Annotated in this window: 17 protein-coding genes and 1 tRNA gene; 10 read left to right on the forward strand and 8 right to left on the reverse strand. The window is 72.1% G+C overall.

The window, feature by feature from the left end:
* Positions 1-74: 74 nt before the first annotated feature.
* Positions 75-1,517 carry an aldehyde dehydrogenase gene (locus R2S09_RS27595; RefSeq protein WP_316743921.1) on the reverse strand — a complete coding sequence of 481 codons (1,443 nt, stop codon included), beginning with the start codon at positions 1,515-1,517 and terminating at the stop codon, positions 75-77.
* A gap of 248 nt (positions 1,518-1,765) precedes the next feature.
* On the opposite strand from R2S09_RS27595, the gene R2S09_RS27600 reads away from it, so the two are divergent.
* On the forward strand, positions 1,766-2,644 hold the full coding sequence (locus tag R2S09_RS27600; protein ID WP_306188938.1) for a helix-turn-helix domain-containing protein: 879 nt from the start codon (positions 1,766-1,768) through the stop codon (positions 2,642-2,644).
* Positions 2,645-2,798: 154 nt separating this feature from the next.
* Here the strand turns inward: R2S09_RS27600 and R2S09_RS27605 are convergent, their stop codons facing one another.
* Positions 2,799-4,361 (reverse strand): MDR family MFS transporter, encoded by a 1,563-nt coding sequence (locus R2S09_RS27605; protein WP_316743923.1) that lies wholly within the window; start codon positions 4,359-4,361, stop codon positions 2,799-2,801.
* Positions 4,362-4,558: 197 nt separating this feature from the next.
* On the opposite strand from R2S09_RS27605, the gene R2S09_RS27610 reads away from it, so the two are divergent.
* Both R2S09_RS27610 and R2S09_RS27615 read left to right on the forward strand, forming a co-directional pair.
* Positions 4,559-5,047 (forward strand): TetR/AcrR family transcriptional regulator, encoded by a 489-nt coding sequence (locus R2S09_RS27610; RefSeq protein ID WP_306189054.1) that lies wholly within the window; start codon positions 4,559-4,561, stop codon positions 5,045-5,047.
* A gap of 226 nt (positions 5,048-5,273) precedes the next feature.
* Positions 5,274-8,048 (forward strand): AAA family ATPase, encoded by a 2,775-nt coding sequence (locus R2S09_RS27615; RefSeq protein ID WP_316743925.1) that lies wholly within the window; start codon positions 5,274-5,276, stop codon positions 8,046-8,048.
* A gap of 19 nt (positions 8,049-8,067) precedes the next feature.
* Here the strand turns inward: R2S09_RS27615 and R2S09_RS27620 are convergent, their stop codons facing one another.
* Positions 8,068-8,883: an alpha/beta hydrolase gene (locus R2S09_RS27620; protein WP_316743927.1), complete on the reverse strand. Its 816-nt coding sequence runs from the start codon at positions 8,881-8,883 to the stop codon at positions 8,068-8,070.
* Positions 8,884-9,284: 401 nt separating this feature from the next.
* Between R2S09_RS27620 and R2S09_RS27625 the strand changes: the two genes are divergently transcribed.
* Complete coding sequence (locus tag R2S09_RS27625) at positions 9,285-9,470, forward strand: hypothetical protein (RefSeq protein WP_316743929.1); 186 nt, start codon at positions 9,285-9,287, stop codon at positions 9,468-9,470.
* Positions 9,471-9,567: 97 nt separating this feature from the next.
* Positions 9,568-9,846 carry an alpha/beta fold hydrolase gene (locus R2S09_RS27630; RefSeq protein WP_399144805.1) on the forward strand — a complete coding sequence of 93 codons (279 nt, stop codon included), beginning with the start codon at positions 9,568-9,570 and terminating at the stop codon, positions 9,844-9,846.
* Here R2S09_RS27630 and R2S09_RS27635 read toward each other — a convergent pair.
* Both R2S09_RS27635 and R2S09_RS27640 read right to left on the reverse strand, forming a co-directional pair.
* A tRNA-Pro gene (locus R2S09_RS27635) sits at positions 9,812-9,885 on the reverse strand. The two genes, R2S09_RS27630 and R2S09_RS27635, sit on opposite strands and share 35 nt — an antisense overlap.
* A gap of 101 nt (positions 9,886-9,986) precedes the next feature.
* The gene (locus R2S09_RS27640; RefSeq protein WP_316743932.1) at positions 9,987-10,517 is read right to left on the reverse strand and encodes a MarR family transcriptional regulator; all 531 of its coding nucleotides are present in this window, start codon (positions 10,515-10,517) and stop codon (positions 9,987-9,989) included.
* Positions 10,518-10,755: 238 nt separating this feature from the next.
* Between R2S09_RS27640 and R2S09_RS27645 the strand changes: the two genes are divergently transcribed.
* Both R2S09_RS27645 and R2S09_RS27650 read left to right on the forward strand, forming a co-directional pair.
* On the forward strand, positions 10,756-11,202 hold the full coding sequence (locus tag R2S09_RS27645; protein WP_316743933.1) for an SH3 domain-containing protein: 447 nt from the start codon (positions 10,756-10,758) through the stop codon (positions 11,200-11,202).
* 235 nt (positions 11,203-11,437) lie between these two features.
* Entirely contained in the window at positions 11,438-12,247 is an 810-nt protein-coding gene (locus R2S09_RS27650) for a DUF2690 domain-containing protein (protein ID WP_316743934.1), read from the forward strand.
* A 52-nt stretch (positions 12,248-12,299) separates the two neighbouring features.
* On the opposite strand, the gene R2S09_RS27655 is transcribed toward R2S09_RS27650, so the two are convergent.
* Positions 12,300-12,812 carry a hypothetical protein gene (locus R2S09_RS27655; RefSeq protein ID WP_316743936.1) on the reverse strand — a complete coding sequence of 171 codons (513 nt, stop codon included), beginning with the start codon at positions 12,810-12,812 and terminating at the stop codon, positions 12,300-12,302.
* An 81-nt stretch (positions 12,813-12,893) separates the two neighbouring features.
* Positions 12,894-13,943: a LacI family DNA-binding transcriptional regulator gene (locus R2S09_RS27660; RefSeq protein WP_316743938.1), complete on the reverse strand. Its 1,050-nt coding sequence runs from the start codon at positions 13,941-13,943 to the stop codon at positions 12,894-12,896.
* A gap of 116 nt (positions 13,944-14,059) precedes the next feature.
* Here R2S09_RS27660 and R2S09_RS27665 point away from each other — a divergent pair, with 116 nt between their 5' ends.
* From R2S09_RS27665 to R2S09_RS27675, 3 genes are all read left to right on the forward strand, one after another.
* A complete protein-coding gene (locus tag R2S09_RS27665) occupies positions 14,060-15,250 on the forward strand; it encodes a phytanoyl-CoA dioxygenase family protein (RefSeq protein ID WP_316743940.1) in 1,191 nt (396 codons plus the stop codon).
* 9 nt (positions 15,251-15,259) lie between these two features.
* Entirely contained in the window at positions 15,260-16,045 is a 786-nt protein-coding gene (locus R2S09_RS27670) for an SDR family oxidoreductase (protein WP_306188961.1), read from the forward strand.
* A gap of 69 nt (positions 16,046-16,114) precedes the next feature.
* Complete coding sequence (locus R2S09_RS27675; protein WP_306188963.1) at positions 16,115-17,119, forward strand: Gfo/Idh/MocA family oxidoreductase; 1,005 nt, start codon at positions 16,115-16,117, stop codon at positions 17,117-17,119.
* Between the two features lie 6 nt (positions 17,120-17,125).
* Here the strand turns inward: R2S09_RS27675 and R2S09_RS27680 are convergent, their stop codons facing one another.
* Entirely contained in the window at positions 17,126-18,424 is a 1,299-nt protein-coding gene (locus tag R2S09_RS27680) for a serine hydrolase domain-containing protein (RefSeq protein WP_316743943.1), read from the reverse strand.
* Positions 18,425-18,542: the final 118 nt, after the last annotated feature.

The following is an 18,542-nucleotide window of genomic DNA, read 5'->3' on the forward strand; positions in this document are numbered from 1 at the left end:
TCCGCCGGGTGGTGCGGCTGTTGGAGCAGCTGAGGGCGGCGCCGGATCACCTGGTGTCCTGTCTCGTACGACGGTCAGACGGTGATCGTCTTGTATTCGGTGTAGGTGCCGAGCCCGACCGCGCCGTACTCACGGCCGATGCCGCTGGCCTTGAAGCCGCCGAACGGGCCGTCGAAGGCGACGGAGGCGCCGTTGACGGTGACGGTGCCGGTGCGGACGCGGCGGGCGACGGCCAGGGCGTGTTCCTCGTCGGACGACCAGACGCCGCCGGAGAGGCCGTATTCCGAGTCGTTGGCGATGCGGACGGCATCGTCCTCGTCGTCGTAGGCGATGACCACCAGGACCGGGCCGAAGATCTCCTCCTGAGCGATACGCATGGAGTTGTCGACGTCGGCGAAGACGGTGGGCGTGACGTAGTTGCCCTTCTCCAGCCCCTTCGGGATGTGCGGTCCGCCGGTGACCAGGCGGGCGCCCTCGTCGATGCCGAGCTGGATGTAGTCGCGCACCCGCTCCTGCTGGTCGGGGCGGATCATCGGGCCGATGAAGGTGTCGGGGTCGTTCGGGTCGCCGACCTTCAGCGATCCGACCAGGTCCTCCAGGGCGGCCACGACCTCCTCGTACCGGCTGCGCGGGGCCAGGATCCGGGTCTGCGCGATGCACGACTCGCCATTGTTGAGCAGGGAGGAGAACTTCAGGCCCGCGACGGCCTTCTCGATGTCGGCGTCGGCAAGGATGATGGCGGCGGACTTGCCGCCCAGTTCCAGGCTGACCCGCTTGAGTTGCTCACCCGCGATCGAGGCGATGCGGCGGCCCGCGCGCGTCGAGCCGGTGAAGGCGATCTTGTCGACGTCCCTGTGCGAGACGAGGTACTCGCTGGTCTCGCGGTCCGCGGGCAGGACGCTGATCACGCCCTCGGGCAGTCCCACCCGCTCCAGCAGCTCGGCCAGGAAGCCCATGCTCAGCGAGTTCTCCGGGGACACCTTCAGAACTACGGAGTTACCGGCGACCAGGGACGGGATGATCTTCGACGTGGCCGAGGAGAAGGGCGAGTTCCAGGGGATCACGGCGGCGACGACGCCGACCGCCTCGCGGCGCACCACGCTACGCACCGGGGATGCCGGGTCGGAGGGGACGAGCCGCTCTTCCCAGGCGAACTCCTCCGCCGCCTTCAGGTAGGCGTTCGCCTGTCGGGTCAGGCCGGGCTGGCCGGCCCGGGTGAACCATCCGGCCGAGCCGTTCTCCAGCGAGATCAGACGCGCGATCTTCTCCGCGTTCTGCTCGCGAAGGGCGTTGAACCGCCGCAGGACCGCGATCCGCTCCGCCGGCGGGGTCAGGCGCCACTCGCCCGCCTCGAAGGACGCCCGCGCCGCGGCGACCGCGCGGTCGATGTCCGTCGGCCGGGCCTGCGCGGCGCGGCCGACCACCGACCGGTCGTGTGGCGAGGCGATGTCCAGTAGCTGCGGGTTGCTCGGCTCGACCCAGGAGCCTCCGATGAAGAGCCGGTCGTAGGTGATCACGCGTGTTCTCCCGTGCAGTGTCGTCGATCCTATAAATGTCACTTTAATGTAGCACTTTTATTTGCTACATGCACATGAACGTGGCACGAGTGGCGCGTAGGCGAGCGGGCCGCCCACGCCACCGTCCGCTGACTCGCCTCGAAGGGCGGTGGGACAAGAGAGCCCGCCGCCCGGCCTTCCCGCACACCGTCACACGTCACACGTACCTGCCGCGGGTCACGTGTGCGACATGGAGGAGATCGGACACCATGACCTCGCCCTCCGATCCCAGTGCGCTCGGCGCGTTCCTCAGAGCCCGTCGGGCGCAGTTGGACCCGCGCGCATGCGGACTCCCGGAGCCGCACTCGGCCCGCCGGGTCGCGGGACTGCGTCGTGAGGAGGTCGCACGGCTCGCCGCGATCAGCGTGGACTACTACACCCGCCTCGAACAGGGCCGCGTCCGCGCCTCCGCTCCCGTCCTCACCACCCTGGCCCGTGCCCTGCGCCTGGACGAGGACCAGCAGCGCTACCTGTGCGAACTCGCCGGCCGCTCCGACGCACGTCCGCGCCGTCGCCGCCCCGCCCAGCGGGTACGTCCCGCCATGCGCCGCCTGCTCGACCAGCTCCCCCACGCCCCTGCCCTCGTTCTCGGGGAACGCCTGGACATCCTCGCCTGGAACGCCGCCGCCACGGCCCTGTACACCGACTTCGCCGCCGTCCCGGCGGGCCGGCGCAACTATCTGCGCCTGATGTTCACCGACCCCGCGATCCGCGGCAGGCACCGGGAGTGGGCGCATGATGCCCGGAACGCGGTCGCCGCGCTGCGCATGGAGGCCGCGTCCGACACCGACGATCCGGACCTCGCCCGTCTCGTCGGCGAACTGACCGTCCAGGACACCGACTTCCGCACCTGGTGGGCCGAACACCGCGTCAGCAGCGCCAGTTACGGCACCAAGCGCTACCACCATCAGCTGGTCGGCGACCTCACCCTTGACTGCGACACTTGGGCCGCGTCCGACGGCTCCGGTCAACGCGTGATGGTCCTGACCGCCGACCCCGGCAGCCCTTCCCACGACGCCCTGTGCATCCTCACCTCCTGGAGGACGGAGCCGGCGGGGCCTGACCCGACGAGGGGCAGGACCGCATAGCGGCCGTGGGCTGCCATGTCCCGGGCAGGGCAGATGTGAGAGCCGGAGGGGACGCCGGAGATCCTCGCCGGGTTCCTCCGCCGCATCCCTCGCTCGCCCGCCGGCCGGCACCCGGTGAGGGCGTCGGCCGGTCGAGGGCGTGGAGTCCGGTGGGTCAGGCGGCGGGGACGGAGTCCTTGGCGTCGGCGACCGCGGACCCGAGGGTGGGCGTCGCCCCCTCGCTCTTGCGGCCTGCCGCACCGCTCTTGCGGGCCGGCCCGAGGAGGAGTGCGAGGAGGATGCCGACCGCGAGGGTGGGGGCGATCCAGAGGTAGCCAGTGGCCGTGGCCCGAGCGAAGGCGTCCAGAACGGTGTCGCGCAGGGCGGCGGGCAGTCGGCCGATGGTGTCGGGGCGGGCCGCGTCGAAGCCGTCGGCGGTCGGCAGACCGTGGGTGCGCTCGGCGAAGCCGGTGCTGAGGAGGGCGCCGAAGACGGCGACTCCGAAGGCCGCCCCGATGGAGCGGGCGAAGGTGACCACGGCGCTTGCGGCACCGAGATCGGTGGCGGGCACGCTGTTCTGGACGGTGGTCAGTACGACCATCGGGATCATGCCGATGCCGACGCCGGTGATCAGGAAGTAGACGCTCAGGACGAGGGTGTCGGTGGCCGCGCCGATGGTGCCCAGCAGAAGCAGCCCGGCGAGGTTGGCGAGAAGACCGGCCAGCAGGATCGTCCGCAGCCGCTCGACGTGTGCGGCCCAGCGTCCGGCCAGGGACTGGCTGATGACCAGACCGGCGACCAGGGGCAGCATGTGGATGCCGGAGAGGGTGGCCGAGACGCCGTGGACGATCTGCAGGTAGGTCGGCAGGTAGACCAGTACGGCGAACATCGCCGCGTTGGCGAAGAAGCCGATCAGCGAGGAGAAGACCACGGTCCGGGAGGCGAGCATGACCGGCGGCAGGACCGGGGCGGCGGCGCGGCGCTCCACGGGCACCAGCAGCAGCGCCAGTGCGACGGTGGCGACGATCAGACCGACGATGGCGGGCGAGCCCCAGCCCCACCGCTCACCGAAGGAGGTGACGAGCACCAGACCGGTGGCGATGGCGGCCAGGAGAGTGGCGCCGGCATAGTCGATGCGAGCCTTGGCGCCCCGGGTGGCCGCAGGCAGCGCCCAGGCGGCGATGGTCATGGCGACGATACCGACGGGCAGGTTGACCAGGAACGCCCACCGCCACGACAGCTGGTCGGTGAAGACGCCGCCCAGCAGGGGGCCGACGATGCTGGCGACGCCGTAGACCGATCCGAACATGCCCTGGTAGCGGCCGCGTCCGCTCGGGGCGACGATGTCGCCGACGAGGGCGAAGGTCAGCACGATCATGCCACCGCCTCCGACGCCCTGGAGCACACGGGCGCCGATCAGCTCGGGCAGGTTCTGCGCCAGGCCGCAAACCACCGAGGCGATCAGGAAGATCGAGGTCGAGGCCAGGTACAGGCGCTTGCGGCCGAACATGTCGCCGAGCTTGCCCCACAGCGGGGTGACCGCCGTCGAGGCGAGCAGGTATGCGGCGCTGACCCACGCGATGTCGTCGAACCCGTTCAGGTCCTGCGCCATGCGGGGCAGAGCGGTGGACACGATCGTCTGGTCCAGGGCCGCGAGCAGGACCGCCAGGATCAGCGCACTCATGGCGGCGGCCACACCGCCTGCCCTGGGTGATGAGGACTCGGATGCCTTCGACATGGAAGGTGCCTTTCTGAAGGTGGAATCTGTGGGTGCCGGAGTCGCCTTATCTGTCACTTGACTGTAGCACTTAGGTACCGAGCTTCTACACATGTGAGGCGGTAGATGTCTCAGGCATCACATTCGGCACTAGACTCGGGCCGGTGAGAGCCGACGCAGCACGTAATCTGGAAGCCGTCCTGACCACCGGGGCACGTATGCTCGCCGCCGACCCGAGCGCCAGCATCGCGAGCATCGCCGCCGCGGCAGGTGTCGACCGGCGCACCGTCTACCGGCGCTTCGCCTCCCGCGAAGACCTCCTCGCGGCCATCTACGAATCGCGCCTGACGGCCATCGAGCAGGCCATCGAAGACGCACGTCTGCGCGAAGCACCTGTCGCCGTCGCCCTGCACCGCTACGTCGAGAACATCATCGCCGTCAACCGCACCTGGCCCGTCGACCTCGCCCGCATGCTCGCCGACGACAGCGTCCACGCACGCCGCGACGCGTCTGTGCATGAGGTCGACGCCTTCCTGCGGCGCGCCACCGACGAGGGCCTCCTGCGCCTTGGTCTCCCGGACGGGTGGGCCGGCGCACTGCTGCCGCAGCTCATGCACCTGGTGTCGCGGCAGCTGCCCGAGTTGAGCCCCGGGCAGGCCGCGGACGTGGTCGTCGACACCCTGCTGAACGGCCTCGGAGCGCGCTGAGACACCTACGGCCCTCGGAAACAGCTCCCTTCCCTTCAGGTGTTTGCGAGGGCCGTAGGTGCGAGGGCGTGCCGTCAGCTCTGCGCGCGGTGCGGGTGTGCGGGGTACCTGCGTTCGCACGGCAGGGAGGGACGAAGACGTACCCTCACACATGTGTTTGGCGCCCTGCGCCCGAACGCGCGCGCGTTCGGGCCGGCTGGTTCATCGGGAGAGGGAGTGGGGGACGGTGGAGTCAGTGGTCGGGGCCTTGGTCGGACGTGACGGCGAACGGGAGGTGCTGTCGGCGTTCGTGGCAGCTCCCGAGGGCCGGGCGCTCGTCCTGCGCGGTGACGCGGGGGTGGGCAAGAGTGCCCTGCTGGACCACGTCGTCGAACTCGCGACGGCCGAGAACCACCGGGTGATCAGGGCGGCCGGCGTCGAGGCCGAGTCGGAACTGCCGTTCGCCGGTCTGCATCAGTTCCTGTATCCGCTGCTCACCTCCATGGACCGGCTGGACGCCGCACATCGGGGGGTCTTCGACGTCGTCTTCGGCACGGGCGAGGGCAGTCCTCCCTCGGTCATGACGCTCGGGATCGCCGTCCTCGACCTGCTCGCCCTGGCGGCCTCGCAGCAGCCCCTCCTGCTGGTGCTCGACGACGGCCAGTGGCTCGACACCTCCAGTACCGAGGTGTGCGGTTTCGTGGGGCGTCGGCTGACCGGCAGCTCGGTGAAGCTCGTCGTCGGCCTGCGCTCCGAGGTCTCCTCCGGCTTCGACACGGCTGCGCTGCCCGAACTGGCGGTGGCCGCGCTGTCGGAGAAGGCCTCCGAACACCTCCTGGACGCGCACCATCCCGAGCTCGATGCCTGGACCCGCCGTCTGGTGCTGGACGAGGCCCAGGGCAATCCGTTGGCACTGCTGGAACTGCCGCCCCACGTGCGCGGCGGCCGGTCGGGACGCACTCCCGAGGAACTGTTCGGGTACACCGGCATACCGCTGCCCCTGCGCCTGCAGCAGGTGTACGGCGCGCGCATCAAGTCTCTCCCGGCGCCAGTGCGTGCCGAACTGCTGCGCGGTGCCCTGGACGGCGTCGGATCGGGCACGGCGGCCGACCGCACCCGGAGCACGTGCTACCGCCTGCGCGACGCCGAGGAGGCGGCGGCCTGCGGTCTACTGGACATCGACCCGCTCAGCGGCGCCTTCGTCTTCCGACACCCCCTGGTGCGCTCGACGGTCGTCCAAGTGGCCACCCCCAACGAGCGGCGCGCGGCGCACGCGGCCCTGGCCCAGATGCACCACGACGACGTCGAGCGGCGGGCCAGACACCTGGCGGCGTCGACGGTCGACCCCGACGAGCAGGTGGCGGCCGCGCTGGAGACAGCCGCGGACTCCGCCACACGGCGGGGCGGCACGGTGGCGGCCATGGCCTGGCTGACCCGTGCCGCGGAGCTCAGCGAGAGCCGCGAGGAACGGTCCAGGCGGCTGGGCAGCGCGGCACATCTCGCCGTGCAGGCCGGCCAGCTGGACCAGGCCCGGCAGTTGGTCCGCTCGGACACCGGGTCCGGTAACAGCGACTCCCCGGCCTCGGAGGTCGTGTCGGGCTATGTCGCGTCCCTCGCCGCCGTGCGGGAGGACGGGGACGTACGGTCCTCACGGCACCAGGTCTTCGCGACGATCGAGGGCATGCGCGGCGAGGGCGTGCGGGATCGGGACGAGGTACTCACCCGCCTGGTCGACCTGCTGCTGGCCATCAATCTGTACGCGGGTGACGCGGACGGATGGGAGCAGACTCATGACCTCCTGGACTCGCTGGGCGACGCGGTGTCCTCACGTTCGCGCATCTATCAGGACACGTGGGGCGACGTGGTGCGCCGCGGTGCCGGTGCACGGGAGCGAGTGGAACGCGCCTTCTCCGCTCTCCCCGGCCTCGAACCCTGGGATGTCGCCAAGCTGTCCGTCGCCGCCTACCACGTGGACATGCTCAGCCAGTACCGGCCACATCTGCAGCGCACCGTCGACCGCGAGGCCGAGACGGGTGCCCTGAGCAACGCGATGTCCATGATGCACATGATCATGATGGACCAGATTTCGGTCGGTGAATGGGACGAGGCCGAGCGCACCGGGCAGCGTTGCCTGGAGCTGGCGACGACGCACGAGCACACCCTCTTCGTCTTTCACGCACAGGCACAGCTGGGTCTGGTGGCCGCGCTGCGCGGCCAGGTCGAGCGGGCGCGGGAGTTGCAGGCCACGGTCGACGCCTGGGCCCGCCCTCGCGGCGTCGGCTTCCTCACCCAGATCACCGACGCCACCGGCACCACCGCCGCGCTGGCCGAAGGCGACTACGAAGCCGCCTACCTCCACGCCATCGGCATCACGCCCCCGGGCACCTTCACCCCCTACGCACACCAAGCCCCCCGCACCCTCCTCGACCTCGTGGAAGCGGCCCTGCACACCGGTCGTACCGAACAAGCCCGCCAACACGCCCTCGCCGCCCAACGGACCGGCCTTCCCCACCTCTCCCCCCGCCTCGCCCTCATCACCCACGGCGCCCTCGCCATGACCACCACCGACCCCGTCCAGGCCGACACCCACTACCACCGGGCCGAAACCCACCCCGCCGCCCACCACTTCCCCTTCGAACTCGCCCGCATCCAACTCGCCCACGGCATCCGCCAACGCCACACCCACGGACGCAAAGCAGCCCGCCACCGCCTCACCCTCGCCGCCCGGACGTTCCAACGCATCGGCGCGGCCACCTGGGCCGAACGCGCCCACGCCGAACTCCGCGTCTCGGGCCTGACCACCCGCACCAGCGCCCCGCTCTCCGAACTCACCTGGCAGGAACGCCGCATCGCCGACCTCGCGGCCGGCGGTCTCACCAACAAGGAGATCGGCGAACGCATGCACCTGTCTCCGCGCACGGTCAGTTCACACCTGTACCGGGTCTTCCCGAAACTGGGCATCACCTCCCGCGCCGCCCTGCGCGACGCGCTGGACAGGATCCCCGGCGACCAGAACGCGTGACCCGCGGGCTTGCGTCCGCCTACGTGAGATGGGCCCGGAGACCGCGTTCGTCGAGCCAGCCGAGCACGTAGTCCGCGACGAATCTCCACCCGCTGTCGATGATCAGTGAGTGCGCGCGGTCCGCGAACTGCTTCAGCTCGGTCACGGCCAGGGAGTCTCCGTACTGCTTGTACGCCGCGCGTGTGCCGGCGTCGGGCACCAGCAGATCCTCCTGTCCCGAGATCAGCAGGAGGGGGCCGCGATCCGCGTTGCCGACATCCGCCACGGTGCGTGGGCTGCGCGCCGAGCCCGCGCATCCGAGGTCGGCGAGCAGCCGGCGCGGCGTCGGCACCGCATAGCGATCGAAGAGCCGGTCCGACTCCTCCGCGGTGACCATGTTCGCGAAGAAGCGGTGGAACTGCTCCGAGGACAGGGACACCAACGGATGGGTGCCATCGGCCTGGTCGGCGATCCACGGCCCGGCCGGCGGGGCGGGCAGCGCGATGTCACTGACCGGGGCGGGGGCGATGGCCACCGCGGCCTGGCCGATATTGGCGCCGATGAGATGCTGCGCGATGAGACCGCCGACCGAGTGGCCGACGATCACCGGCGCGATATCGAACGAGTCCACGATTTTGGCGTAGTGGTCCGTGAGCGTGTCCAGGCCGATGCCGGCGAGCTTCTCGGAGACCTTCCGCATCTCCCACGTCCGCATCTCGCCCACGGTGAGCGGCTCCCCCGGCCAGCCCGGTGCGAAGGCGAGAAAGCCCCGGCTCGCGAAACGCTCCGCCCACGGCTCCCAGGAAAGCGCGTGCAGCCACGCGCCATGGATGAAGACGACGGGGGTACGGTTCACGGCTGCTACCTCCGAGCACGACGGCAACCCGGCACCGGCACGCGGGCGACCGTTTCAGCATCGTTCAGCCGCAGGTCCGGGACGACAGTCGAATGACTTAATGTTCCTGGCCCACGACGCCTGCCAGGCGCGGGCAACTCGGGGCCGGCTGCCCCGGACAGGTCGCCTTCCGGTGGACGGCGGTCCGCCGGGAGGACCGGCCGGGGGGACCTCGCACGGCGTTCGTCGTCGAAGTCGGTGAGGCCGGTCGGTCAAGTGACTCATGTATGACTCGGGCATCCGCACGGCGCGTTCGTGGCCGCCTGTCACGCCCCGCACCGCCTTCAGCAGGTGGCGGGCCTCGTGGTCTGCGAAGGGGCGCCCGTCACCGGGCCGAGCACGCGGCGGAGGCGAGCCGCACGGTGGAGGCGTTCGCCGCGAAGCACGCGGGCCACCCCGGACTGCCCGGGGTGTCGGCCGCGTTCGGCGCCATGGCCGACATGTCCGGCGACGGCGACGAGCAGGCCTCGGCTGTCGTGCGGGGCGTACGGCCGTCCTACTTCGCGGACTTCCGGGGGCGACGAGGAGCGGCTGGCCCCGTTCCGTGACTCGATCCGGGCCACGTACATCTCCGGCCTGGACGAGGACCTCGTACCTGATGCCATCGACGATCGTGCCGCGCTGAAGGAACTGGAGCCGTCGGCTCTGGTCGTCGTCGGCCGGCACGACGTGATCTGCGGGCCGCGCTGGGCTTACGAACTGGACGAGCTGCTCCCCGACTCCCAACTGCTGGTGCTGGAGCACAGCGGACACATGGGCACATGGGCACATCGAGGAGCCGAACTGTGCGCGGCCGCGGTCCGTGACTTCGTCCTGCGGTGCCGACGGAAACGGCCCGCACGGAAGAAGGGCCCTCACAGGCTGCCGCTTGCGAAGACCCTCCACACCGTCGGGACGACAGGATTTGAACCTGCGACCCCTTGACCCCCAGTCAAGTGCGCTACCAAGCTGCGCCACGTCCCGTCGGGCGCCTGTGCGGTGCTCCGCCTCAACGCCCGGGTAAACCCTACCGTACGTGAGCGGCCCCTGGCGGTCGGCCCCCGTCGGGCGGGACGGCAGCGCGCTCAGCCGGTGCGGCGCCGTGCCGTGTCCGTGGTGTCCTGCGCGGCGTCCATGTCGTTCGCGTACGCGAGGAAGTCGTCCACCATGCGATGGAAAAGCGTCGCCAACTGGTGGAGCTCTTCGGCGGACCAGCCGGTCAGGGCGAGCTGCATACCGCGGGCGCCGGCCTCGCGGATGCGGGCGACGGCCTCCCGGCCCGGCTCGGTCAGCCGGATGCGCTGGGCACGGCGGTCGTCCGGATCGGGGACGCGGGTCACATGGCCGGACTTCTCCAGCTGCTGGACGGCGCGCGTCACATGGGAGGCCTCCACGCCCAGGCGGTTGGCCAGCTCGCCCGGCCGCAGCGGCTCGGAGTCGGCGATCTGGCGCAGCAGCGCCACGGCGGCGCGGTCCAGGGGCACGCCGGCCAGCCCCATCAGCCGCTCGTGCTGCCGGGCCCGTGTGCTCAGATAGGTGATGCGCGTCAGGGCGCGCTCGATCTCGGCCACCTCGGGCGAGATGGCGGGTCCGGTGGGCGACGATGGGGCGGGCATGCCCGCAGGCTATCATATCGTTGACTTACTCAAGTAGTTTGCTGGGGCGTTCACTGCCGCGACCCTTTCCTCGCCGGCTCGCCGCAGGCGACGCGGGGCATGGCCGCAGCACCGGTCCCCTGGGACGTCCCCGCCGTCCCAGGGACACGGGGACGGCATCGCCGGCGGCCGCGACGGAAACGCTGGGCGGCATGTGATCACGCCATGTGGTCACCGGAACGACAGCCCGGAGGTTTCCATGATCCGACGGACCCTCACCGGCGGCCTGCTGGCCACGGTCGCGATGCTCGCGCTCGTGCCCACGGCCGCCGATGCCGCCCCGGCCGCGCCCGACGCGCGCCCCGCCGCGGCAGTGGCCGAGCGGCACCTGCTCCCTTCGCTGCTGCCCGCCCCGGCGCGGCACGTACGACACTGGCACCACGTCAACCACCATGCCACACACAACCGTTCGAGCCACCCCGTCGGCCGGGTGACCACACACCGCCTCCCGCTGAACGTCCGCTCCGGCCCCGGCACCGGGTACCGGGTGATCGGCGTGCGGCACACGGGCCGGCTGGTCGCGCTGAAGTGCCGGACGTACGGGTCCTGGGTGCGCGGCACCCACCAGTGGTACCGCCTCGCGCATGTGCGGGGCTACGTCTCGGCGCGCTACCTGCGCGTCCGCGGCGCCGTCCCCTGGTGCTGACGTCTCCTCGACGACCCCGTACACCCTGACGGACGAGGCCCGCTCCGCCGCACCGCGTGCCGGCGGAACGGGCCCCGGCGTGTCCCGCGCCACGCCACAGCCGAAGCCGCAGCCGAAGTCGCCGCCGGCTCACCTTCCTCATACCTCCCGGATGTGTGGCGGTGGCCCGAACCCGGGAATCCATCCCGACAACTGGGGGCGAAACGCCCATAGCGGAAGTCGAGTCGGGAGCAGCATGATGCGGCAGGCCCAGGAAGCGGCACCGTCGATCGGGCCGCTGGCGGCGACCCTGCGCGAGTTGAGGGACCGTACAGGCCTGAGCCTGGCCGCTCTCGCCACGCGCACTCCGTACAGCAAGTCCGCCTGGCACCGCTACCTGACCGGGGCCAAACACCCGCCCCGCTCGGCCGTGGAGGCACTGGCCCGGCTGGCGGGCGCCGACCCGGCACCGGCCCTGGCGCTGTGGGAGGCGGCAGGAGAGGCACCACCCGCACCCGCCACGCCCACGGGCTCCGAGCCGGCGTCCGGCTCGCAGTCCGAGTCCGAGTCCGCGGGCCGGTTCCGTGCGCGCCGGAGGCGGGCCGCCCTGCTCCAGGCACTGACCCTGCTGACCGCCGTCGCGGCCGTGGCCACGGCCCTCGCCACCTCCTCGCGCGGCACCGCACCCGGCACGCGGGTCGTGCCGGTCTCCGAGCGCTGCCAGGGCCGTTCCTGCCAGGGCGAGTTGCCCGGTGCCTCGGCGTGCGCCGGGGACGCGCAGACCAAGAGCGCCGTGAGCGACGCGGCGTACACCGTCCGGCTGCGCTGGTCCCCCTCCTGCGGCACCGCCTGGTCCCAGGTGCGGGTGCGGGGCGCGGTGGCCCGCGAGGTCTCCGTGCGGACGGGCCGGGACGTGCTGTCGGCCACGTACTCCGCCGACGACACCCGGGGCGACACGAGCCCGATGCTCGCCGTCACCTCACCGAGCGGGGTGGAGGCGTGCGCCGAGGTGAACGGGAAGGTGGCGTGCACGGGTCTGGACGCCGACGCGGGCAGCCGGCCCTGAAACGGCTGAAGACCGTTCGGGCGAGCGCGGGGCCGCGATGCCGACGAAGACGTCACTTGATGAGCGCGTTGGCCACGACCACGATCAGCCCGAACACGGCGTCGGCCATCCCGGTGAGCAGCGCCATCGGCCATCTGCGCCCCGCCCACCTGGCCGAGACCAGGCCCAGGGTGAACAACAGGGCGATGTTGAAGGAGAACGCCGGGTACTCCACGCCGTCCGCGGGCCACCAGCCCCAGCCCGCGCCCGCGAAAATCAGCGCGCTGGGCAGCGTGGCGGCGACCAGCGGCCACTCGGCCGCCAGGGCACGCAGCGCCTCGCCGCGCCGGTGCGGGCCGCGCTCGGCGATGTAGTGGGCATAGCCGTGCGCCAGCGCGGAGGCGAACGCGGTCACCAGCAGCCAGGCGGAGTCGTAACGGCGGCTGGCCGCCGAGTTGTGCCCGGCCACGGTGAGCGCGGCGACCATGGCGCAGGCCACGACGGCACCGTAGACCCCGCCGAAGAGCAGAAGGGAGCGGGTGTCGTGCGCGGACCGCTCGGGGACGGCCGCCGGGGGGTCCGCCATGGGCTGCTCTCTTCCCGGGCGTACGGAGACGGTCTTCTCAACGATCACCCGAGCCGTCGGCCCTCGCCACCTCGCGACCGCCTACGCCCCGTGGCCGCCGTCCGGGCGGGTCTGCGGCGGCATGTTGTACGGGGTCACCACCTGGATCGCGGAGGGCAGGGCCGGACCGGCGGGCGGCAGGGCGCCGTGGGCGCGCATCACCAGCCGGCACGCCTCCCGCATGTCCTGGCGCAGATCGTGGTGGAGCACGGCGGACAGGCGGTGCTCGCGCAGCAGACGGGTGTTGTCCTGGTCGAGGTCGTGGGCGATGAACACCGCGCACTCGCGGCCCAGGTCCTGGAACGCCCGCAGGGTGGCGATGTTCCCGCCGCCGATCGAGTAGACCGCGCGGATCTCCGGGTCGCGTTCCAGGGCGGCCCGGACGAGGTCGTACTGCGTGGCGTCCAGGCCCTGGCCCTCGGCGATCTCCACCAGGGTGCGGCGCGGCCGGGCGGCCCGCATGGCGCTGCGGAAACCCATCTCGCGCTCCTCCTCATTGCGGAAGAAGCCGCTGCTGAGCGAGGTGAGCACATTGCCGGGCCGGTCGCCGAGCCACTGGGCCATCAGGTACGCGGCGGTGGCGCCCGCCGCCCGGTTGTCGCTGCCGACGTAGGCGAGCCGGGCGGTGCCGGGCAGATCGGTGACCAGCGTGACGACCGGGATCCCGGCCGCCGTCAGCCGGCCGGCGGCCGCGGTGACCTCGGGGACGTCCGGAGCCTTGAGGATCACGCCCTGCGAGCCGCGCCGCGCGATCCGGTCCAGCGTGCCGGCCAGCTCCCGCACCGGGCCGGTCTCACGGAAGTGGAAACGCGAGCGGACCACGGCCGGGTGCAGGGACGGCAGTTCGGCCTCCAGGGCGGCCCGGACGGCGGTGGTGAACCGCTCGGGCGCCTGCATCACGATGTCCACCATGAACGTCCGGCCGACCAGCCGCACCTGGGTGCGCTGCCGGTCCAGGTCGGCGATCGCCCGCCGCACCTCCCGCGCGGTGCTCTCGCGCACTCCTCCCCTGCCGTTGAGCACGCGGTCGACGGTGGCCTCGCTGAGCCCGGCCTGACGTGCGATCTCGCGGATCGGGAAGGGATGGCCCACAGGGCGGCTCCTCGCGCGGTCTGAGGGGTTTTTGATGGCCCGCTGATGGTTGTTCGAGGGGTTTGTACTGACAAGAATGACAGGGCCGCGTCGCCCCCGTCACCGAAAGGACGACGATGTCCTCTCCCTCGCCGCACGGCTCCCCGCGGGGCGCCCCGCGCCGCCGTACCTGGCTCACCGAGCGGGACTGCGACCTCGACGCCTTCCGGGCGCTCGTCGAGCGCACCACCGACCTCGCGGGCCATCCGCACGCCTCGGCCGTCGAGCAGGGCGTCCTCGTCTACGACCGTGAGCGGCTCGTCGCGGCCGGGGACCGGGCCGCCGTGCGGGCCGAACTGGTCCACGCCCTCGACGAGGGACCCGGCGTCCTGGTCGTCCGGGGCGCCTTCCCCGACCCGGCGGTGGTGGACCGGACCACGGCGGTCTTCGACGCGCTGATCGCCGGGCAGCGCGCAGCGGGCAAGAGCGCCGGGGACCACTTCGCCAGGCCGGGCGCCAACGACCGGGTGTGGAACGCCCTGGAGAAGGCGGCCCGGTACGACCCGGAGAGCTTCGCCGACTACTACGCCAACGACGTCCTGGCCCTTGTCTCGCGGGCCTGGCTCGGCCCCGGCTACCAGGTCACCTCCCAGGTCAACGTGGTCAATCCGGGCGGTGCGGCCCAGACCGTGCACCGCGACTACCACCTCGGCTTCCTCACCGGCGAGGCCGCCGCCGGCTACCCCGCGCACGTCCACCGTCTGTCCCCCGTGCTGACGCTGCAGGGCGCGGTCGCGCACGGCGACATGCCGGTCGAGTCCGGTCCGACATTGTTCCTGCCGTACTCGCAGCGGTACGAGCCCGGCTACCTGGCCTGGCGGCTGCCCGCGTTCCAGGCGTACTTCGCGGAGCGCCACGTGCAGCTGCCGCTGGCCAAGGGCGACGCCGTCTTCTTCAACCCGGCGCTGTTCCACGCCGCCGGGGCGAACCGGTCCCCGGACATCCGGCGCATGGCCAACCTGCTCCAGGTCTCCTCCGCCTTCGGCCGCGCGATGGAGACGGTGGACCGGGAGGCGGTGGTGAACGCGGTCTTCCCGGTGCTGCTCAAGCGCAAGGCGGAGGGCGTGGGCGAGGACTGGCTGGAGCACGTGATCGCCGCGAGCGCCGAGGGCTACCCGTTCCCCACCAACCTGGACAGCGACCCGCCGGTCGAGGGTCTGGCCCCGCCCTCGCAGGCGGACCTCGTCCGGCGGGCGGTGCGGGAGGAGTGGACCCCGGGCGCCCTGCGGGACGAGCTCCGGGCCGCCGCCGAGCGCCGCAGCAGCTGAGGAGGGTTCATGGAACGCACGGGACTTCTCGACGGCAAGGTGGTCCTGGTCAACGGCGGCACCCAGGGCGTGGGCGCCGCGATCGCGCGGGCCGCCGTGCGCGAGGGCGCCGTGGTGGCCGTGACGGGGCGGCGCACGGAGCCGGGTGAGGCACTGGTGGCGGAGCTCACGGCGGCCGGCGGCCGGGCGATGTTCGTCCAGGCCGATCTCGCGGACGCGGAGCAGGCCAAGGGCTCCGTGGCCGAGGTGGTCGACGACTACGGCCGGATCGACTGCCTGGTGAACTCCGCCGGGCTGACCTCTCGCGGCACGCTGCTGGACACCACCCCCGAACTGTTCGACGCGCACATCGCGGTCAATCTGAAGGGACCGTTCTTCGCGATGCAGGCGGCGGTGGCCGACATGGTGGCGCGCAAGGCCCCCGGCACCATCGTCAACATCATCACGTCCTCGGCGCACGGCGGTCAGCCCTTCCTCGCCCCGTACGTGGCCGCCAAGGCCGGGCTGGTCGGACTCACCCGCAACGCCGCGCACGCGCACCGCTTCGACCGGGTCCGGATCAACGGCGTGAACATCGGCTGGACCGCCACCGAGGGCGAGGACGCCACCCAGCGCGCCTTCCACGGCGCCGGCGACGACTGGCGGGAGGAGGCCGCGGCGGGGCTGCCGATGGGCAGGCTCGGCCAGCCCGACGAGATCGCCGACTTCGTCGTCTTCCTGCTGTCCGACCGGTCCGGAGTGGTCACCGGATCGGTGATCGACTGGGACCAGAACGTCCTCGGCGGCCTCGGCTAGCCGTCTCTTCCGGCACCACCGCGCCGCACCACCGCACAGCACCACCGCACCCTAGGAGCCGCACCCGTCATGCGCATCGCAATCCTCGGCCTCGGCCGCATCGGCGCCTTCCACGCCGAGACCCTGTCCGGACTCGACGCCGTCGAGTCGCTCGTCGTCGCCGACCCGGTGGCGGAGGCCGCCCGGGCCGCCGCGGAACGGTTCGGGGCCGAGGTCGCGGCCTCGCCCGAGGCGGTCCTGGCCGCCGGGGTGGACGGCGTCGTGGTGGCCGCCGCGACCGACGCGCACCCGGCGCTGATCCGCGCCGCGGTCGAGGCCGGCGTCCCGGTCTTCTGCGAGAAGCCCGTGGCGCGCACCATGGCGGAGGGCGTCGAGGTGCTCAAGGCCGTCGAGGCCGGCGACGTGCCCGTGCAGATCGGCTTCAACCGCCGTTTCGACGCCGGCTTCATGGCCGCCCGCGCCGCCGTGCACCGCGGTGAGCTGGGCAAGCTGCACACCGTACGGTCCACCACCCTGGACCCGGCGCCGCCGCCCGCCGCGTACGTCGCCGCCTCCGGGGGCATCTTCCGTGACTGCTCGGTGCACGACTTCGACATCATCCGCTGGGTGACCGGCCGGGAGGTGACCGAGGTGTACGCCGTCGGGGGCAACCGGGGCGCGCAGTACATCAAGGAGGCGGGCGACGCGGACACCACCGGGGCGGTCCTCACCCTGGACGACGGCACGATCGCGGTGGTCTCCAACAGCCGGCACAACGCCCGGGGTCACGACGTACGCATGGAGCTGCACGGCTTCGCCGACTCCGTCGCGGTGGGCCTGGACGACAAGCTGCCGCTGCGGTCCCTCGAACCGGGGGTGACCTTCCCGGCCGGCACCCCGCACGACTTCTTCATGGACCGCTTCGCCGCCGCCTACCGGGCCGAACTCGCCGCGTTCACCGAGGTCGTGGCCGGGCGTGTGCCGTCGCCGTGCACGGTCGCGGACGCGCTGGAGGCGGGGTGGATCGCGGAGGCGTGCACCCTGTCGCTGCACGAGCACCGCCCGGTGCGGATCGAGGAGGTCCGCACCGTCTGACGCGCCTCACCGGGCGGCGGGCCGTGCCGGCAGGTCGAAGACGTGCCCCGGCGTGACGATCTTCGTGATCGCCTCGCCGAAGAGCGTGCTGGGCTCGCTGCCCTTGTGGTCGATGTCGGTGTTGAGCAGGACCACGAGGGTGGTGCGGGCAGCGGGCAGGTAGACGGAGAGGGACTCGTAGCCGGGCAGGGAGCCGTTGTGGCCGAGCCAGCCGTGGACGTCGAAGATGCCCAGGCCGTAGCCGGCGCCGGGGATCGCGGACGGCGGTGTGGTGAGCCGCTGCTTCTGGGTGGCGGGGCTGATCAGGACGCGGCCGTCGGGCAGCATGCCGGTGGCCACGGTACGGGCCCAGACGCGCAGGTCGTCGAGGTCGGAGATCATCGCTCCGGCCGCCCAGCCCCAGGACGGGTTCCAGTCGGCCGCGTCCTCCACCTGCCCGGTCGCGGTCTGGATCGTGTAGCCCTGCGCGTGCGGCCGCGGGAACTCGGCGCCGCTCGGGAAGAAGGTGTGGTCGAGGCCGACCGGTTCCAGGACGGCGGCGCGGATGTAGTCGGCGAGCGGCCGGCCGCTGACCTTCTCTATCACCAGGCCGAGCAGGATCAGGTTGGTGTTGGAGTAGTCGAACCTCCGGCCCGGCGGGAAGAGCGCGGGATGTCTGAAGGCGTACGCCAGCAGCTGCCGCGGGGTGAAGGCGCGCCGCGGGTCGGCGGTGAGCGCCTTGAAGAAGTCCTCGTCGTCCGAGTAGTTGAACAGCCCGCTGCGCATGCCGGCCAGCTCGCGCAGGGTGATCTTGTCGCCGCCCGGCACGCCGTCGACGTACTTGCCGATGGGGTCGTCCAGGCTCACCTCGTGCCGGTCGACGAGGCGCAGCAGGGCGGTCACGGTGAACGTCTTGGTCTCGCTGCCGATGCGCATGTACAGGTCGGCGGACATCCTGCGGCCGGTGCTCTTGTCGGCGACGCCGAAGGACTTCACGTACCGGCCCTGGCCGGGCGTCCACAGCCCCACGATCACGCCGGGCACGCCGGCCTGGTGCATGACGCGGCGGACGGCCTGGTCGACCTGCCGGACCACGTCGGGGGTCAGGGGGCGCACGCCGGAGGAGGCCGACGGGGAGGGCGGGGACGGATCCGCCGTCGAGGCGGCGGTGACCGTGCCCGGCACGCCGGAGACCGCGGAGGCGGGGGCGGAGGAGGCGACGGCCGTGGTTCCCGCGGCGGGGCCGGCGAGCGGTGCGGCGAGCATCCCCACGGCGGTCGCGGTGACGGCACCGCGGCGCAGTCCTCGGGTGCACGCGAGTGTCATGGGCCGACTCCGAGGGCGTGAGACGTCACCCGCGTCGTCGGGGACGGGCGCGGGGCTGCGGAGGGCGTCCTTCCGCGGCGGACGCCGGCGGGAGGGGCCATGACGCGGGTGGAGCATC

This window comes from Streptomyces sp. MK7 (assembly GCF_032658145.1).
In the GTDB taxonomy this organism is placed as follows: Bacteria; Actinomycetota; Actinomycetes; order Streptomycetales; family Streptomycetaceae; genus Streptomyces; species Streptomyces spiralis.

Excerpts from the sequence above, each read along its gene's own strand:
- R2S09_RS27600 (WP_306188938.1), top strand. The coding sequence starts at position 1,766 with ATGACCTCGCCCTCCGATCCCAGTGCGCTCGGCGCGTTCCTCAGAGCC.
- R2S09_RS27605 (WP_316743923.1), bottom strand. The coding sequence starts at position 4,361 with ATGTCGAAGGCATCCGAGTCCTCATCACCCAGGGCAGGCGGTGTGGCC.
- R2S09_RS27610 (WP_306189054.1), top strand. The coding sequence starts at position 4,559 with ATGCTCGCCGCCGACCCGAGCGCCAGCATCGCGAGCATCGCCGCCGCG.
- R2S09_RS27640 (WP_316743932.1), bottom strand. The coding sequence starts at position 10,517 with ATGCCCGCCCCATCGTCGCCCACCGGACCCGCCATCTCGCCCGAGGTG.
- R2S09_RS27645 (WP_316743933.1), top strand. The coding sequence starts at position 10,756 with ATGATCCGACGGACCCTCACCGGCGGCCTGCTGGCCACGGTCGCGATG.
- R2S09_RS27650 (WP_316743934.1), top strand. The coding sequence starts at position 11,438 with ATGATGCGGCAGGCCCAGGAAGCGGCACCGTCGATCGGGCCGCTGGCG.
- R2S09_RS27655 (WP_316743936.1), bottom strand. The coding sequence starts at position 12,812 with ATGGCGGACCCCCCGGCGGCCGTCCCCGAGCGGTCCGCGCACGACACC.
- R2S09_RS27665 (WP_316743940.1), top strand. The coding sequence starts at position 14,060 with ATGTCCTCTCCCTCGCCGCACGGCTCCCCGCGGGGCGCCCCGCGCCGC.
- R2S09_RS27670 (WP_306188961.1), top strand. The coding sequence starts at position 15,260 with ATGGAACGCACGGGACTTCTCGACGGCAAGGTGGTCCTGGTCAACGGC.
- R2S09_RS27675 (WP_306188963.1), top strand. The coding sequence starts at position 16,115 with ATGCGCATCGCAATCCTCGGCCTCGGCCGCATCGGCGCCTTCCACGCC.
- R2S09_RS27680 (WP_316743943.1), bottom strand. The coding sequence starts at position 18,424 with ATGACACTCGCGTGCACCCGAGGACTGCGCCGCGGTGCCGTCACCGCG.